The sequence below is a fragment of the Rhodomicrobium sp. genome (assembly GCF_047605405.1).
GTDB classification, from domain to species: domain Bacteria; phylum Pseudomonadota; class Alphaproteobacteria; order Rhizobiales; family Rhodomicrobiaceae; genus Rhodomicrobium; species Rhodomicrobium lacus.
In genome coordinates, this window is the sequence record NZ_JASGFR010000003.1 from 1 (window position 1) to 16,024 (window position 16,024).

15 protein-coding genes are annotated in these 16,024 nt (G+C 61.9%); 9 read left to right on the plus strand and 6 right to left on the minus strand.

Going from position 1 to position 16,024, the window contains the following annotated elements; translation table 11 throughout:
• Positions 1-180: 180 nt before the first annotated feature.
• Positions 181-399 (minus strand): hypothetical protein, encoded by a 219-nt coding sequence (locus QM659_RS01795; RefSeq protein WP_415187161.1) that lies wholly within the window; start codon positions 397-399, stop codon positions 181-183.
• Between QM659_RS01795 and QM659_RS01800 the strand changes: the two genes are divergently transcribed.
• Positions 392-673, plus strand: a complete 282-nt coding sequence (locus QM659_RS01800; protein WP_415187162.1) for a hypothetical protein — start codon at positions 392-394, stop codon at positions 671-673. The genes QM659_RS01795 and QM659_RS01800 overlap by 8 nt on opposite strands.
• 331 nt (positions 674-1,004) lie before the next feature.
• Positions 1,005-1,754 carry a DUF3108 domain-containing protein gene (locus tag QM659_RS01805; RefSeq protein WP_164729936.1) on the plus strand — a complete coding sequence of 250 codons (750 nt, stop codon included), beginning with the start codon at positions 1,005-1,007 and terminating at the stop codon, positions 1,752-1,754.
• Between the two features lie 52 nt (positions 1,755-1,806).
• Here QM659_RS01805 and QM659_RS01810 read toward each other — a convergent pair whose 3' ends face one another.
• The 4 genes from QM659_RS01810 to folK form a co-directional block, all read right to left on the minus strand.
• Positions 1,807-3,225, minus strand: coding sequence for a mannose-1-phosphate guanylyltransferase/mannose-6-phosphate isomerase (locus QM659_RS01810; RefSeq protein ID WP_415187163.1), 1,419 nt, complete (start codon positions 3,223-3,225; stop codon positions 1,807-1,809).
• A 516-nt stretch (positions 3,226-3,741) separates the two neighbouring features.
• Entirely contained in the window at positions 3,742-6,888 is a 3,147-nt protein-coding gene (locus QM659_RS01815; RefSeq protein WP_415187164.1) for an efflux RND transporter permease subunit, read from the minus strand.
• A complete protein-coding gene (locus QM659_RS01820) occupies positions 6,885-8,114 on the minus strand; it encodes an efflux RND transporter periplasmic adaptor subunit (protein ID WP_415187165.1) in 1,230 nt (409 codons plus the stop codon). Before QM659_RS01820 ends, QM659_RS01815 begins: the two co-directional genes overlap by 4 nt.
• Positions 8,115-8,265: 151 nt before the next feature.
• Positions 8,266-8,904, minus strand: coding sequence for a 2-amino-4-hydroxy-6-hydroxymethyldihydropteridine diphosphokinase (gene folK, locus QM659_RS01825; RefSeq protein ID WP_415187166.1), 639 nt, complete (start codon positions 8,902-8,904; stop codon positions 8,266-8,268).
• A gap of 85 nt (positions 8,905-8,989) precedes the next feature.
• Between folK and QM659_RS01830 the strand changes: the two genes are divergently transcribed.
• The 4 genes from QM659_RS01830 (at position 8,990) to QM659_RS01845 (ending at position 11,594) form a co-directional block, all read left to right on the plus strand.
• Positions 8,990-9,622, plus strand: a complete 633-nt coding sequence (locus tag QM659_RS01830; RefSeq protein ID WP_127077150.1) for an NYN domain-containing protein — start codon at positions 8,990-8,992, stop codon at positions 9,620-9,622.
• 65 nt (positions 9,623-9,687) lie between these two features.
• Positions 9,688-10,368 carry a uracil-DNA glycosylase gene (locus QM659_RS01835; RefSeq protein WP_415187167.1) on the plus strand — a complete coding sequence of 227 codons (681 nt, stop codon included), beginning with the start codon at positions 9,688-9,690 and terminating at the stop codon, positions 10,366-10,368.
• Positions 10,346-10,753: a DUF3775 domain-containing protein gene (locus QM659_RS01840; RefSeq protein WP_415187168.1), complete on the plus strand. Its 408-nt coding sequence runs from the start codon at positions 10,346-10,348 to the stop codon at positions 10,751-10,753. Before QM659_RS01835 ends, QM659_RS01840 begins: the two co-directional genes overlap by 23 nt.
• Positions 10,754-11,027: 274 nt before the next feature.
• Entirely contained in the window at positions 11,028-11,594 is a 567-nt protein-coding gene (locus QM659_RS01845) for a metallophosphoesterase family protein (protein ID WP_415187169.1), read from the plus strand.
• A gap of 269 nt (positions 11,595-11,863) precedes the next feature.
• Here the strand turns inward: QM659_RS01845 and QM659_RS01850 are convergent, their stop codons facing one another.
• Positions 11,864-12,544: a response regulator transcription factor gene (locus QM659_RS01850; protein ID WP_303483914.1), complete on the minus strand. Its 681-nt coding sequence runs from the start codon at positions 12,542-12,544 to the stop codon at positions 11,864-11,866.
• Between the two features lie 158 nt (positions 12,545-12,702).
• Here QM659_RS01850 and QM659_RS01855 point away from each other — a divergent pair, with 158 nt between their 5' ends.
• From QM659_RS01855 to pip, 3 genes are all read left to right on the plus strand, one after another.
• Positions 12,703-12,963, plus strand: a complete 261-nt coding sequence (locus tag QM659_RS01855; RefSeq protein WP_127077155.1) for a DUF4212 domain-containing protein — start codon at positions 12,703-12,705, stop codon at positions 12,961-12,963.
• A 1-nt stretch (position 12,964) separates the two neighbouring features.
• Complete coding sequence (locus QM659_RS01860; protein WP_415187170.1) at positions 12,965-14,827, plus strand: sodium:solute symporter family transporter; 1,863 nt, start codon at positions 12,965-12,967, stop codon at positions 14,825-14,827.
• Between the two features lie 114 nt (positions 14,828-14,941).
• Complete coding sequence (pip, locus tag QM659_RS01865; RefSeq protein ID WP_415187171.1) at positions 14,942-15,961, plus strand: prolyl aminopeptidase; 1,020 nt, start codon at positions 14,942-14,944, stop codon at positions 15,959-15,961.
• The last annotated feature ends 63 nt before the right edge of the window (positions 15,962-16,024 follow it).

Consider the following 16,024-nt stretch of genomic DNA (forward strand, 5'->3'; position numbering starts at 1 on the left):
AGTAGACGCGGGAGATGCATAGTCTCCGCAGGGACACACCTGCGCCTAGATAAAATCTCCTGCTCATTTCGCACACCGTTTAACGCGACGGTTAAGGGCCTTCATCCTTTCGGACGTTCGACGGCCTCGACATAGCTCTAACCTATGCTGGAACTCGGCCTGGAGTGCGGCTTCGATTATTCAGCTTGTTGCGAGCGAACTCTCGTAGAGAATGGCGCCAAGCGGCGCGGTATCGGCGCCAGGATTTTGGCGCCCTTCTTCCAGCCCTTGAATTGCGCAAAGGAGACTGAAAGCCAGTCCCTGCTCTCGTGCTTTTACACCTGGACCGACGCCGATGTGGACGCCTTCGAGGCGCATTGGCAGATCGGCTCGAAACCGAGGCTTGCCATTGTTGATCATGCTCTATCTCGGTGTGCGCCGCTCGGACGCGGTGCGGATGGGCAGGACGCAGCCGTCCGAGCCGTTTCTAAGTTTTGCCACCTTCTCGGGCGGATTGGTCGACGAAATCGTTCTTCAGTGCCCGGGCGAACAAGCTCGAGAGTTGCTTAAGGCGGAAATTCGCCGCTTCAGGCAGATCGGCTTTTCCCGAAGTTTGCTCGGCCCGCAACGCCGTGGCTCCTGGTGGTCAATCGGCCTCTCGGCATCCAGTCCGATCTGTCGCAGGCCGGCATGACGATCTTGACGGAAAATTGCCGCTGCACCCAGGTGAGGCGGGAGCGATCACATTTCGAACATCGAAATCTGTAACCACAGGTCAGGGCAATCCACGCGTGGCACACTGGCACGACGCGGTTTTGCCGAAGAGCGTGCGGAAAGTTTCTGTCGCGCCGGCAAGGCTGTCTGTTTTGGCCGGAATTCAACCAATATGCGACCTTTCGTTTTGCATCTCGCCTCTTCAGGTTTCATATCGAAAGCGATTGACGCGTGAGACGAGCGGACGAACAAAGAATTCTTTGCTTTCCTTCCGCGGGACAGGAAAGAACACTCGCATTGAATGCCGTGGGATGACGTTGACGGTGAGGTTCTCGGCTGTCGGAAAGCGGATGGGCGGCGGGCTTGTTGCACTCGCGCTCTGTGTTCTTTCGCTCGCGCTCGGCACGGGTACCGCCGATGCGCAACTCCTCGTGTCGCGCTATACGGTTCATATGGAGGGCGTCCGCGTCGGCCACGCGATCGTGCGCGCGACCCTCGGCCCGACCAATTACAAGGTGACGGTATCGGCCGATGTCGGCCCGGTTTTGTCGAACACCAAGATCAATGGCGAGGCGACCGGGCTGCGTAACGGCTCGCATGTGACGCCGATGCGATTTCAGTTCGTTTCGTCGGGCGGCGAAGCCAGTTCCGTGAATTTCGCCGGTCCCGACGGCACGCCCGCAAGCGTCAATCCAAGGCTGCGCGGCGTGTTCGATCCGCTGTCGGCGCTGGTCTTTGCCGCGCTTAACCCGTCTCCCCCTTCGGTCGAGCCATGCAAAAGCCTTATCCCGATCATCCTCGGGCGGGCGCGCTTCGACATTGTCATGAGTCCGAAGCCCGGCGGCGCTGATCCGCGCTCGGAAATCATCGATTGCGATGCCTATTCGACCGTCAGCACGCCGGATGCGAGCGGCGGCATCGGTGCGCAGAATGCGCGATGGCAGATCGGCTTCAGCAAGGTGTCGCGGCCCGCGCTCTGGCTCGTGGAATATCTCGTGGTCCCGACCTCGAACGGCACGATGACCATCAGCCGCGAGGAAACGAACATCTCCGCCTCTTGAGAAGGGCTGTCTTGTTCCTCCGCAGACGAGCGAAACGATTATCGCCGCTCGTTCAAACCCGCGCGTAAACGTCTTCCAGCCGCACGATGTCATCTTCGCCGAGATAGGGGCCGGACTGCACCTCGATCAGCGTGAGCGGAATGAGCCCCGGATTTTCCAGCCGGTGCGTCGCGCCGAGCGGCACGTAGATCGACTGGTTTTCCGAAAGGAGCCTCGTCTCGTCATCGATGGTGACACGCGCCGTCCCCTTGACCACGATCCAGTGTTCGGCGCGGTGATGGTGCCGCTGGAGCGAAAGCGCAGCGCCCGGCTCGACGACGATCTGTTTCACCTGATAACGCTCCGAAAGGTGCAGCGTTTCGTAGCTGCCCCATGGCCGATGCACCGTGGTGTGTTGCTCGGCCTCGTTCCGGCGTGTGGCGGCAAGCTGCTGCACCACCTCCTTCACGGAGCCGCTCTCGGTGCGCTTGGCGACAAGCGTCGCATCCTTCGTGGACACGACGACGATATCTTCCACGCCCGAGACGGCTACAAGGCCGCTTTCTGCGCGCACGTAGCAGCGGCTTGCGTTACGCAAAAGCACGTCGCCCCGCGTCGCGTTATCGTGCTCGTCCTTCTCCGCCGCGTCGTACAGGGCATCCCAGGTGCCGACATCGCTCCACCCGGCGTCGAGCGGAACGAGGGCCGCCTTCTCCGTCTTCTCCATGACGGCGTAGTCAATGGAGTCGGCGGGGCAATCGCGGAAACTGTCGGCGAGGCGAAGGAAGTCCATGGGATCGGCCGTGGCGTTCCGCACCGCGTTGAGGCTCGCCTCGACCATGGCGGGTTCGAAACGCGCCAGCTCGTCGAGATAGGCCCGCGCGCCGAACAGGAAAATGCCCGCGTTCCAGAAATAGAGGTTCTCCGCGCAGAACCGCTGAGCCGTTTCCCGATCCGGCTTTTCGACGAAACGGTCGACTTTCAGCACGGCTCCGGCTTCGCCTGCCGGGCTGGCGGTCTTCACATAGCCATATCCTGTTTCAGGCTTCGTCGGCTTGATGCCGAACGTGACGAGACGGCCATCCCGCGCAGCGGTTCGGCCTTTTTCAACGGCATCAAGGAATGCGCGAGAATTCTCGATGTGATGGTCAGACGGCATGACGAGAATGAGAGCGTCGGGGCCGGCCTTTTCGAGAGCGAGGAAGGCCGCGACGGCGGCGGCAGGCGCGGTTGAACGGCCTTCCGGCTCAAGCACGATGCCCTGGCAGGGAAGCTTCGCGTTGCGGAACGCGGCCACGACGCCGAAGCGGTTCTCCTCGTTGGTGATCACGAAAGGCGGCAGATACCCGCCGGAGCCTGACACGCGGCGCGCGGCGTCGACCAGCAGCGGCTCTGAGCTGACAAGAGCATGGAATTGCTTCGGATGTCTGGAGCGCGACAACGGCCAGAGCCTCGAACCCGTGCCGCCCGCGAGAATGACTGGAATGATCACCCGAAGCCCCTTGCAAAAAATGTCACATCGACTTTTGCGATTTCGAGGCGAAGGTCATGTCCTAAATATGACGCAAACACAAGCGGTTGGAAAAAGGAAGGCAAGAATGCCTTCCTCCCTGGGAAAAATCAGCAGCCGTGAACGGCCATGCAACGACGAAAACGCGGGCCGAATCCCCAGCGGGCGCGACATTCGCGAAGCCAGGCGCGGCAGCGACCGTACTGGACAGTTTGCACCATGGTGTTTTCCAACGCGGCGGCGGGAATCTTCGGAGCTTCGGCAGCGCCCACAGCGGAAGACAGGGCAGAGGCGGCGCCAAAAAGCGCGAAGCCGAAAGCGGCATAAGCAAGCGTCTTCATGATGTGTCTTTTCCTCTAAATCCTCCCTCGGCGCGAAAACCGTGCCCTGCCTTCATGACAGGAAAAGGACAAACCTGCGCCTTCTGCTCGAAATGCCGAAAAATTGAATCTGGTTCGTATTAAAACGCGGCTGCTGCAATACTCGGCAGTGCGCGGCTCATTCGCTCGGAACCAGCGGTTTGCCCGCCGCAAGCGCCGGGGCGGCGGCTGGCTGCCGGTGCGGTTCCGCGTCGCCGGGCTCGTCGCGCGGACCGGCGAGCCATCCGAAAAGCCGGAGGAAAAGCCGGCTCGCGTCGTCCATCACCATGAAGAAGGCGGGAACGAACAGGAGCGACAACAGCGTCGAGACGAGAAGGCCGCCGATCACGGCAATCGCCATCGGCGAACGGAACTCGCCGCCCGCGCCGAACGCCAGAGCGCTCGGGAACATGCCGCCCGCCATCGCGATGGTCGTCATCACGATGGGCCGCGCACGCTTTCGCCCGGCGTCGATGATCGCAACGCCGCGAGGCACGCCGCGCCGTAGTTCCACGATGGCGAAATCAACGAGCATGATCGCGTTTTTCGTGACGATGCCCATCAGCATGAGGAAGCCGATAAAGACGGGCAGGCTGATCGGGCGATCCGTGAGCAGTAGCGCAAAGATCGCGCCACCGATGCAGAGCGGCAGCGAAAGCAGGATCGCGACCGGCTGGAGGAAGCTGCCGAACAGGATCACAAGCACGCTGAAAACCATCATCACGCCCGCACCCATGGCGTAGCCGAAGCTCGAAAACGTCTCGGTCATCACTTCGACGTCACCCGATTCGCGCAGGATCACGCCGGAAGGCAAAGCCTTTGCGGCGGGTAGCTGATATACGGCGGCGAGAGCCTGCCCCAGCGCGTCGGTGCCGACAAGGTCCGCGCCGATAGTGACGCGCCGCAGCCGGTCATACCGCTCGATGGACGACGGCCCCTTGCCGAGCTTCACTTCCGCCACCGTGATGAGTGGCACGGTGTCGCCATGCGCAGTCTTCACCTTCAGGTTCTGCAAAAGCTGAAGGTTCGTGCGCGCCTGTTCGTCGAGCTGCACGCGGATCGGCACCTGCCGGTTCGGCGCGTTGAACTTGGCGAGGTTCTGGTCCACGTCGCCGAGCGTGGCAATGCGGACGACTTCGGAAAGAGCCTCCGTCGAAACGCCCAGTTCTGCGGCGATCACGGGGCGGGGGATGATGAGGATTTCGGGGCGGTCGAGGGCCGCGCCGTTCACGGCGTTCGCGAGCCACGGCACGGAGTGCATCTCGCTCGTGAGCCTCGCGGCGGTGTCGCTCACCTTGTCGTTGTCGGTGCCGGTCACTTCGATGGTGAAACTGCGCTGGCCGTTTTCCGCCATCACCCATGAGCGCACGTCGGGGATTTCCTTCAACTCGGCGCTGATAAGCTGCTCAAGTTCGCGCTGGGTGATGGAGCGTTCGGAACGCGGTGTGTATTGGACCGTGATCGTCGCCTTTCGCACCTCCGCCGAGCCGCCGGTCGCGCCGAGAATGCGGCCACCGTCGATAAACACGGACACCACTTCCGGTCTGCGCTTTATGATGGCTTCAGCCTTGCTCGTGATGATCTCCGTATCGCCCAGACGCGAGCCTGGCGGCAGTTCGATCGCGAAGATCGAGCGGCTTGAGTCTTCCGCCGGAAGAAAGCCGGAAGGCAGCAGCGACACGCTCGCGATCGAGGCGGCGAAGACCACGAAGCCCAGCATCAGCGTGCGGTAGTAATGGCGGACCGTCCAGCCGATGACGCGCGTATAAGCGCGCATGACAAAACCGTCGCGCGGCTCCACATGGGCCTTCGGCCGAAGGAAGTAGGCCGCGATCATCGGTGTCAGGAGGCGCGCGACGAGCAGCGAGAACAGGACGGCCGCGGCGACGGTCAGCCCGAACTGGCTGAAATACTGCCCCGCGATGCCGCCCATGAAGCTTACCGGCGCGAACACGGCGACAATGGTGAGCGTGATCGCGATCACAGCGAGGCCGATCTCGTCGGCCGCTTCGAGCGCCGCGCGATAGGGCGATTTACCCATGCGGATGTGCCGCACGATGTTCTCGATCTCGACGATGGCGTCGTCGACCAGGATGCCCGTCACGAGCGTGATCGCGAGCAGCGACACCATGTTGAGCGAGAACCCCAGCATCTCCATCGCCCAGAACGTGGGAAAGACCGAGAGCGGCAGCGCGATGGCGGCGATGATGGTGGCGCGCAAGTCGCGCAGAAAAAGAAAGACGACGAGCACCGCGAGCGCCGCACCTTCGAGCAGCGTATGCATCGCGGATTCGTAATTGCCGAGCGTGAATTCGATCGTGGAGTCGATCTTCTCGAACGTCACCTCCGGGTGCGCGGCGGCGAGCTTGTCGAGCGCCTCCGCTACGCGAGCCGCGACCACGATGTCGCTTTCCCCCTTTGCCCGCACGATGGTGAAGGCGACCACGTCCCGACCGTTCAGCGACGCGAAGGTGCGGCGCTCCTCGGTGGCGTCGCTCACAGTGCCGAGCTGATCGAGGCGAACCTTGCGGCCGCCTGGCAGCGTGACCGAAGTGGCCGCGAGGCGCTCTACGGTGGTGGCGCTTGCCAGCGCCCGGATGGATTGCTCTGCTCCCCCGAGCCAGCCGCGCCCGCCCGCGAGATCGGTATTCGTCGCGTGAAGCTGCGCATTCACCTCGCCCGCCGAGATACCGAGCGCGATCAGCCGGTCAGGGTCGAGCGAAACGCGGATCTCCCGCTTGACGCCGCCTACGCGAGACACCTGCGCGACGCCGCGCACGCCTTGCAGCCTCCGCGCAGCCGTGTCGTCGATGAACCACGACAGCTCTTCGAGCGTCATCGACGGCGCCGACGCGGCATAGGTGACGATGGGCAGCCCCTCGATGTCGAGCCGCTGGGTGATCGGTTCGTTGATGGTGCGCGGCAAGTCCTGGCGCACCTTCGACACGGCGTCCTTCACGTCGTTGACGGCGCGGTCGGTATCGGTGCCGAGCTGGAATTCGATGGTCGTGACGGAGGAACCGTCCGTAATCGATGACGTCACGTGCTTCACGCCCGTGACGCTCGCGACGGTGTCCTCGACGCGCTTCGTCACCTGCGACTCAAGTTCGACCGGCGCCGCCCCCGATTGCGTTATGGTGACGGTGACGATCGGAATATCGATGTTCGGAAAGCGCGTAACGCCAAGGCTGAAAAATGAGATAAGCCCAAGCGTCATCAGAACGAGGAACAGGACGAGCGAGGGAATTGGCCTGCGGATCGCCCAGGCGGAAACGTTCGTGCTCATTTCGCGATCCCTGGCGAGGACGCGGTGGCGGCCGTTTGCGTTTCGACGAAATGGGGAGCGATCGCGTCGCCATCGCGCAACAGCGAGGCCGCGCGCATGACGACCACCTCGCCTTCGGCAAGCCCTTCGCGGATTTCGATGCTGTCACCCGAAAGAAGGCCGGGCTTCACGGCGCGCTCGCGCACCTTGTCGTCGGCGACGACGAGCAACGTCGCGCTGTCGTTCTTGTAAAGGACCGCAGTCGCCGGGACGCCGACCGCGTCGCGCTTGCCCGCGCTGATGAGCGCCTGCGCAAAGGTGCCGATGCGCAGGTCCGCTGCGTTGCCCAGCGAGATTCGAACGCGGCCCAGGCGGGTGGTCGGGTTTACTTCCTGTGAGACAAGCCGCAACTGACCTTCACGCGCGCCCAGCCCCTCGATCTCGACCCGCGCGCGCTGACCGGCCCTCAGCTTCGCCATATGAAACTCGGGCACTTCCGCGTCGAGTTCCACCTCGCCGTCCCTGATCACGCGGAAAAGCGGGTCGCCCGTCGCAGACGACACGGCGCCGACGCGCGCGGTGCGGCGGCTCACGATGCCGGCGGCGGGCGAGCGAATGTCGGTTCGAGCCAGCTTCACGTCGAGTTCGCGGCGCTGTGCCTTGATCAGAAGCTGCTCGGCATCGGCGAGCTTGAGCCCCTCGCGCTGAGCCGCGAGCCGCGCGCGCGCGGTACGGAAGGCTGCGTCGCGTTCGTCGAAGGTGGCTTGACTGACGGTGCCAGACTCGCGCAGCGGCTTGACCCGGCTGAATGAGTCCTCGGCCTGCCTCAGCGTGGCCTCGCTTTCCACGATCTGGTTTTTTACCTGCTCGATGGCAGCTTGCGTTTTCGCGAGCGAAGCGGCGTTCTGCGCGATCTGCGCTTCGATTATGTCGCGCGACAGGCGGGCGAGAACCTGCCCCTCGGCGACGGTGTCGCCTTCTTCCGCGAGAAGCTCCGTGAGTCGCAGCCCATCGATCTCCGGGCCGACCAGCACCTCCTCCCGAGCGACAAGAGAACCCGTCACAAGAAGGTTATCCACAAAAGATATCGAGCGCGCCTCGGAGACTGTCACGACCGGCGCTCTCGTCTTTCGAGGGCCATCGTCCGCCAATGCCCCGCCCGCCGCGGCCAGCGCGGGAAGAATGACGACGAGCAACCTCGCGAGTAAGCTGCGTCCGAAATAGTCGAGCGCCATGGCGGAAGACATCTTTTTTTCCAATGATCGTTACACGGGCGGGATGACCCAAGCGAGAGCCGCGCGTCGCGGGCATCGCCCTTCATTCGCGGTGAGCAAATGAAGCAGATTTATTGATCGCACTCCAATTGCCGACAAAACAGAAGCCGGAACCGTTTATGCTTCAGTTCGAGGCGATGTTATGTCCTTGTCGTAGCGCCCACTCTTCATTTATTGGCTCGTCGAGGTCAAGGATCGCACCCGTGGCGCGGACGGTCGGGCGCGCGAGCAACGCCGCAGGCGTAAGCCCCAGCACCGGATGGTGCCAGCGCGGCACCGCTTCGGCGAGGGGGCGAAGAACGAATGCCCGTTCATGCGCCCGAGGATGCGGCAGGATGAGCTTCGCGTCTTTTGCGGGGTGCCCCATCAGCCAGTTGCGGACAAGGCCCTTATAGCTTACGATGTCAAGATCGAGAGGCCGTGGTGCCCATCGGTGATCGGCGTGATGATGCTTGATGGTGAGAATTCGCCCCGCTTGCGCCTCAATCCGCTTCAAAACTCGTAACAGTGCATCCGCAGGCAGTGATGAGTCGACGGACGCAACCGCGTTTAGAAAGTCGGGCTGATTGATCTCGCCGTGCGCCTTCGTCCGATAGAGTTTCGACGTTCTCTCTATTTTTATGCCGCGTGAAGCAAGTTCCCGGACCGCACGCTGGAGAGTCTCCTGGGGCGATCCCCAAGGCCCGGACAGATTGGACCCGAGTGCGATTATGATGCTGCTTTGAAACAAAATGCCTTGATTTGCACTCATATATTGAGCCATCAATGTTTCTTTCGCCTGATTGGGGAATGATAGCCCTTAGAAACTACTTAGAATGCAACAAGACGTTCGCAGCCAAGGTAACCGGATGAATTTCTACTCGACCGAGCGAATTGCTCTCTTCATAGACGGGGCGAACCTTTATGCCACGGCTAAAGCTTTGGGCTTCGATATAGATTATAAACGACTTTTAAATCTTTTCCGCAACAAGGGCGTTTTGCTGCGAGCGCTTTATTATACCGCTCTGGCAGAAGAACAGGAATATTCCTCCATTCGGCCTTTGATCGATTGGCTCGATTATAACGGCTATTCGATGGTCACGAAGCCCACGAAGGAATTTACCGATGCCTCCGGGCGCCGGAAGATCAAGGGCAACATGGACATCGAACTCGCCGTCGACGCCATGGAGCTGGCCGAGCATCTCGACCACATCATCCTTTTTTCGGGCGACGGCGATTTCCGCACGCTTGTGGAAGCGCTCCAGCACAAGGGCAAGCGCGTGAGCGTCGTCTCGACATTGACGACCCAGCCGCCCATGGTCGCGGACGAGCTTCGCCGGCAGGCGGACCAGTTCATCGATCTCGCGGACCTTCAGAAGGACATCTGCCGCACCCAGCGCGGCGAAAACGGCCGCGAATATCAGGCGCATATCCACGAGCAACGGCATCATGAGCGCCTCGCCGCCGCCGCGCTGCGCGATACTCAGGTGGATGCGGATTAGCGATAGGCACAGGGGCTGACTTATGTCGCCGTGCCCCTGAGCCGCCGCTGGCGCCGCGCTACATTATGGCGAGCGAACCGGAGCCCGATTGCCTCTTTTGCCCGAGGCTCGCAGAATTTCGCCGCGTCAACAAGGCCGGTCATCCCGATTGGTTCAACGCGCCGGTTCCGTCCTTCGGCTCCCCCGATGCTACACTCCTGATCGTCGGTCTCGCGCCCGGTCTGCGAGGCGCAAACCGCACCGGTCGTCCTTTCACCGGCGACTATGCCGGAGTGTTGCTTTATGAGACGCTGCTGGACTTCGGCTTCGCGTCGGGCACTTACGATGAGCGAGCCGACGATGGACTGTCGTTGCGCGCCTGCCGCATCACGAACACCGTTCGATGCGTGCCGCCCGAGAACAAGCCTACGCCGGCGGAAGCGGCGGCCTGCCGGGGCTTCCTTGCAGCGACAATTCGGGAAATGCCAAACCTGCGTGCGATCCTTGCGCTCGGCCGCATCGCCTTCGACGGGACGTTGCGCGCACTGGACATCAAACCCTCGCAGTACAAATTCGCTCATGGTTCCGCGCTCGATCTTTACGGCGGGCGTAAACTTTTCGGTAGTTACCATTGTTCACGGTATAATACGAACACCGGCCGCTTAACGGCGGAAATGTTCAGGGATATCTTCGGAAAAATCGCGGCCTATCTTGAGAGCGCCGCAAAAGAACAGAGCCAAGGCAATGCTGGAAGTTACCACCGATAAGGTTGCGCATGTCATCCTTCGCGCTCGTGAACTCGACGTGAAGACCGCCGCATGGGACGACGACGCGGACAGCGACGACGCGACGAGCGATTCGATCCTCGAAGATCTTCCCGACGACGCAACGCGGCAGGAACTCCGCGCATTTCTTGACAGCCTGAACGAGGACGAACAGGCAAGCCTGATTGCCCTGGCCTGGATCGGTCGCGGTACGTATGCGCCGGGCGAACTCGACGACGCCATCGCGACGGCCAAGGCCGAGCACGGAAGCAACCCGGTCGACTATCTGTTCGGGCTGCCGCTTTTGCCGGATTATCTCGAAGACGCGCTCGACCAACTCGGCTATTCGGTTGAAGAGGCTGAAGAAGATATCGTCCGCCGGACGTGACGATCGAAGGGTCTGCGCTCACGCCTCGCCGTATCGGCGTCGCGCGAAATTTTCTGCCGCTCTGCGGGTTCGGAAAAGGCGATGAACGACGTAATTCGCTTCAAGTGAGCGGGCTGTCATTTGCAATTCGTCAAGCCTTCCTTAAATGTTCAGACGGAGTTGCCTGGCTTTTTGAGCACCATCCGACAGGGGGCAAGCTTACTCGGATTGCGGTCTGTCAGTCGGATGCGATGCAAATCGGATCGGTTTCCGGCGCTCCCGGCGAGGCTTGGCGATGTCGTTATATTTCACTTCGGACACGCATTTCGGTCACAAGAACATCATTCAAACCTGTAATCGCCCTTTCGCAAGCGTCGACGAAATGGACGAAGCGATGGTCGCCCGCTGGAACCAGCGCGTCGGGCCCGATGACACCGTCTTTCACCTCGGCGATTTCTGCTTCCGCAATTTCCTGGGCGCGGACACCTATCTCAGGCGCCTCAACGGCGCGATCCACCTCGTGCAGGGCAACCACGACGCGGAGACGCTGAAGCATCACGCCGGGCTTTTCGCGAGCGTGAGCCTCATTAGGGAGATCGAGGCGGGCGGCCATCGCATCGTGATGTGCCATTATCCGATGCGTGAGTGGGATGGTTCCTGGACAGGAAGCTGGCACCTTTTCGGCCATGTGCATGGTCGGCTGAACCACGCGCCGCTCGGGTTCAGCCTCGACGTAGCGGCAGACGCGCATGATTTCACGCCGTGGAGTCTGGACGAGATCGAGGCGGAGTTGAAGGATCGCGAAAACCCGTTCGCGGTCCATGAGCGGCCTTTCCGCTCGCAGCGAATGCCGTCTCGCTGATGCGGGCAACTGACAAACCGACGTGCGAACTGCCGCGCCGAACCTTGATACGTCCGCTTTGTATCGCAGGCCCCGCGCCGGTAGAGCTATCCGCTTTTGATTGAATCAAAAGCGCGGTCTATCTTTTTGTTCGCGCGCCTTGTCGAAAAAACGCCGCGCACAGACGCGCTGCACGCGTCCCGAATGCTCGGCGCGAAAGACAGGCGCCGTCCTCCGTAGGACGACGCTCGAAAAGTCAAGCGCTGGCTGTGCGTATCCCGGGAACGGGCCTATGCCCCCTCATTTCCGTCAGCCTCGTCAACGGCCGCGATCCGGTTGACGGCGATCACGGCTTGGGTGCGGCTGTCGACGCCAAGCTTTTGCAGGATTGCGGAGACGTGCGCCTTCACGGTCGCTTCCGAGACGGAAAGCTCGTAAGCGATCTGCTTGTTCAGAAGCCCCTTGCCCAGCATCGAAAGCACGCGAACCTGCTGCGGCGTGAGCGTCGCGAGGCGCGCGGCCATCTCGCCGAGTTCATCCGGGCTGCTTTCCCCCTGCATTTCATCGGTGAACCAGATGCCGCCGTCGAGAATGGTCTTCACCGCATGCCGGATGCGGTCGACAGGAAGGGACTTCGATATGAAGCCCGACGCGCCGAGATTCGCACAGCGGCGGATCATGCTCGCATTGTCCGTCGCCGATACGATGACCACGGGAATCTGCGGATGCTGGCTCCGAAGATACATGAGGCCGGTCAGACCCGACAGCGAAGCCGCGCCCTTCTCGCCCGGCATTCGCAGGTCGAGCAAGACGAGATCCGCGCCCGGATTGGCCGAAAGCGCATCGAGCAGCTTTTCGACCGAATCCACTTCGGTGATGCTGACGCCGTCCAGAGACGAGCCTAGCGTCTGCTTGAGAGCATCGCGGAAAAGCGGATGATCGTCCGCAATGATGACATGATAAGCGCTCATCGCTTGGTCGCCACAATCGGGCCTGTCGCGCCGCCCGCCTTCTTTCTTTGACGCGAGTCGCGCTTGGCGTGCATGCCTTGCTCGGCTCTCGGTTTCAGATAGGATGACAAGGACCGATTCCCGGGGTTGAACTAAAGATGTAATGAGACTGCAAAACTATGTCCGATGACGACGTTAAGCAAGCTTATTGGCGAAGTATCTCGCGGCTCAGCCTTGGGATGACGGTGACACTCGCAGTGATCATGATCGTCTTTCCGTTTTTCATCCCCGACCTCAACGCGTATCGTTTTCTCCGGTTTCCGCTCGGCTATTTCCTCCTCGCGCATGGGGCGGTCATTTTGCTGGCGATTCTGATATACGGCTTTTTCGGCGGACAGCAGCGCGCGGACCGCGTCCATAACATGACCATCCAGTTCTGACATGACGCTCAATTACAGCACGCCCGCCGTCAACCCGAAGCTCGGCTCCAGTTTCGCGATCTTTGCGAGCGCATATACCTGTCTCGCCCTGATGCTTGTGGTGCTCGAACAGCTCGGCCTGTCGACGCTGACTATCGACCACGCCATCATCGTCGCGCCGGCGCTGTTCTACATCGCCATCGGCTTCATGACACGCACCATCGCCATCGACGACTTTTTCGTCGCAGGCGAGCGTGTTCCCCCGCTCTACAACGCGCTCGCGCTCAACGCCATGGTGTTTGGCGGCAGCCTGCTCGCGGGCAGCATCGCCGCGTTTTTTTTCATCGGGATTGATGCCATCGCCATTCCCGTCGGGCTCTTCGCGGGGCTCGTGCTCATGGCGGTGCTGTTCGTGCCGCATCTGAGGAAGGCCGGAGCATACACGGTGCCGGGGTTTCTTCATCTCTGCTTCGGGCGAAAAACCATCCGGCTCGCCGCATCGGTTCTGATGATTGCGCCTTGCCTTATCGCCATCGTGGCGGAAATTGCGCTTGGCGGGAAGCTCGTCGGCTACCTTCTGCCGTCCCCCCAGGCGCTCGGCATCGATCTTTCTCCCGCGTCTCTTTTCACGCTGCTCGTCGTGGCGAGTATCGTCCTCGCCGTCGTGCTGGGCGGCATGCGCGCCGCGACGTGGACGCAATGTGCCCAATTCGTGGTGGTGCTCGGCCTGCTCGCCCCGCTCATCATCGTATCGGTGATAAGGACGAACCTGCCTCTTCCGCAACTCACCTATGGCGGCCAGCTTGAAGACATCAAGGAGCGCGAGGCGTCGAAGGGCTTCATAACGACGACGCGGCCGAAAGCCTTGAGCGATGTCCTGCCCGGTCAGACTGCCCAGCCGGTGACGCGTCCCGCCGAGCGCATGTTCAGCGCCCTTTCGCCGGTCGATTTCGTCCTCTTGATCTTTTGCCTCGCGGTTGGCGTCGCGGCGCACCCCAGCTTTCTCCCAAGGCTTTCAACCACGCCCACAATTCTCGCCAGCCGCAGGATGTTCGGATGGGTGACGATGGTCGGCGCGTTCGTGGTGCTCACGATCCCGGCCTATGCCTTCTTCACAAAAGCGATGGCGGTCGAGGCTCTGATCGGCGTGCCCGTTTCGGACCTCCCCACCTGGGCGAGAGCCTTGCAGCAGCTCGGCTTCATCTCGCTGCCCGGCAACCAGTTCGAACAGCTTGGCGGCTCGCAACGCGTCACGTTTCAGCCGGATAGCCTTGCGCTCATCCTGCCGATGGCAGGCCAATTGCCGCGCGTTTTCTTCGGGCTCGCGGCGGCCGCGCTTCTGGCTGCGGTCTCGGCCTGCGCTGCGGGGCATCTCGTGGCACTCGCCAACACCGTGAGCGACGACATCTACCATGGAATTCTGAAACGCAGCGCGTCGCCCGCTCGCCGTCTCCTCGTGGCGCGGCTCTCGATGATCGTCTTCGGACTCTTCATCTTCTTCCTCGCGAAAGGCCACGTCGACCCGCTCCGTTGGGCGATGGTTTCGCTCTCGCTCGCGGCAGGGACGTTTTTCGCGGTGCTCGTGCTTTCGGTATGGTGGCGGAGGCTATCGGCGCAAGGCGCTCTCGCCGGAATGCTGGCGGGCTTCGGCGTCACCGCGCTGTATCTGAGCGCCTCGGGTGCGCCGCTGTTCGGTATCGACCCGCTGAACGCCGCGGTCATTGGCGTGCCGGTGAGTTTCATCTCGGCGGTGATCGCGAGCCTGCTTCTCGGGGCTTCCGACGCTCAGGCGCAGGAGGCGGCGGAAGACCTTCGCGTTCCGGCGGGCGAAACGCTGCAATCGCGCATGGTGCGGCTGTCGTCGCGCACGAAGCCGTCGCTCTGACACGCTGCGTCTTCGGGCGGATTGTGTGAGACGCGCGCTTTTGATTTCTCCCGGAGCGATAACGTTCTAGGATGGAACCGGGAGCGTTTTCCTCCTGTCTGATCCGAGGATCGCATGCGCCAAGCCGAGTTCCCCGATGCGTCCAAACTGCTGCCGCACACGCCCGGCTCGACCGTTGGGCGGCTGCCGCTATTTCCTGACATTTCGCCCTATCGCACGGGCTGGCTGAAGGTTTCGGACCGACACGACATCTACTTCGAGGAGTGCGGCAACCCGGCGGGGAAACCCGCCGTCTGGGTGCATGGCGGACCCGGCGGCGGTTGTAACGCCACCATGCGCCGCTATCACGATCCTTCGAAATATCGCATCGTGCTGTTCGACCAGCGTGGCTGCGGTCGCTCGACACCGCATGCGAGCCTCGATGAAAATACCACATGGGATCTCGTCGCCGACATGGAGCGGCTGCGCGAGCATCTCGGCATCGACCGCTGGCAGCTTTGCGGCGGCTCATGGGGTTCGACGCTTTCGCTCGCTTATGCGGAGACGCATCCTGAACGCGTGAGCGAGCTTGTGCTTCGCGGCATCTTCCTTTTGCGTCGCGCCGAACTCGACTGGTTCTATCAGGAGGGTACGAGCTGGCTGTTTCCGGACGCGTTCGAGGCGTATCAGGCGCCGATCCCGCCCGCCGAGCGCGGCGACATGATCGCCGCCTATCATCGGCGTCTGACCTCCGCGGATGCAGCCGAGCGTCTGGCGGCGGCGTGCGCATGGAGCATATGGGAAGGGACGACGCTTTCGCTGTTCGCCGACCCGGCGCGTGTGAACCAGTTCGGCAGCGAGTTCTACGCGCTCGCCTTCGCGCGTATCGAGTGCCACTATTTCATGAACCGGGGCTTCTTCCGCAGCGACAACCAGCTTCTCGAAGATGCGGGACGGATCGCGCATCTGCCTGGCACCATCATTCATGGCCGTTACGACGTGGTGACGCCCTTGAAGAATGCGTGGGATCTGGCCAGAGCGTGGCCGAAGGCGCAGTTGCGCATCGTGCCGGATTCGGGGCATGCGGCGAGCGAGCCCGGAATCGTGCATGAGATCGTGAGCGCGACGAACGCTTACGCGGCGGGTGATAGCTAGTGGAGTGAATTTGACATTTGAGTCCCGGTGGCTGCGAGCTCTCGCTCAAATGTCAAATTCAAA

Bases quoted from the DNA above. Each gene is read 5' to 3' on its own strand.
- QM659_RS01805 (WP_164729936.1), top strand. From the start codon at position 1,005: ATGACGTTGACGGTGAGGTTCTCGGCTGTCGGAAAGCGGATGGGCGGC.
- QM659_RS01845 (WP_415187169.1), top strand. From the start codon at position 11,028: ATGTCGTTATATTTCACTTCGGACACGCATTTCGGTCACAAGAACATC.
- QM659_RS01795 (WP_415187161.1), bottom strand. From the start codon at position 399: ATGATCAACAATGGCAAGCCTCGGTTTCGAGCCGATCTGCCAATGCGC.
- QM659_RS01855 (WP_127077155.1), top strand. From the start codon at position 12,703: ATGTCCGATGACGACGTTAAGCAAGCTTATTGGCGAAGTATCTCGCGG.
- folK (WP_415187166.1), bottom strand. From the start codon at position 8,904: ATGGCTCAATATATGAGTGCAAATCAAGGCATTTTGTTTCAAAGCAGC.
- QM659_RS01815 (WP_415187164.1), bottom strand. From the start codon at position 6,888: ATGAGCACGAACGTTTCCGCCTGGGCGATCCGCAGGCCAATTCCCTCG.
- QM659_RS01820 (WP_415187165.1), bottom strand. From the start codon at position 8,114: ATGTCTTCCGCCATGGCGCTCGACTATTTCGGACGCAGCTTACTCGCG.
- QM659_RS01850 (WP_303483914.1), bottom strand. From the start codon at position 12,544: ATGAGCGCTTATCATGTCATCATTGCGGACGATCATCCGCTTTTCCGC.
- QM659_RS01840 (WP_415187168.1), top strand. From the start codon at position 10,346: ATGCTGGAAGTTACCACCGATAAGGTTGCGCATGTCATCCTTCGCGCT.
- QM659_RS01830 (WP_127077150.1), top strand. From the start codon at position 8,990: ATGAATTTCTACTCGACCGAGCGAATTGCTCTCTTCATAGACGGGGCG.
- QM659_RS01860 (WP_415187170.1), top strand. From the start codon at position 12,965: ATGACGCTCAATTACAGCACGCCCGCCGTCAACCCGAAGCTCGGCTCC.
- QM659_RS01835 (WP_415187167.1), top strand. From the start codon at position 9,688: ATGGCGAGCGAACCGGAGCCCGATTGCCTCTTTTGCCCGAGGCTCGCA.
- pip (WP_415187171.1), top strand. From the start codon at position 14,942: ATGCGCCAAGCCGAGTTCCCCGATGCGTCCAAACTGCTGCCGCACACG.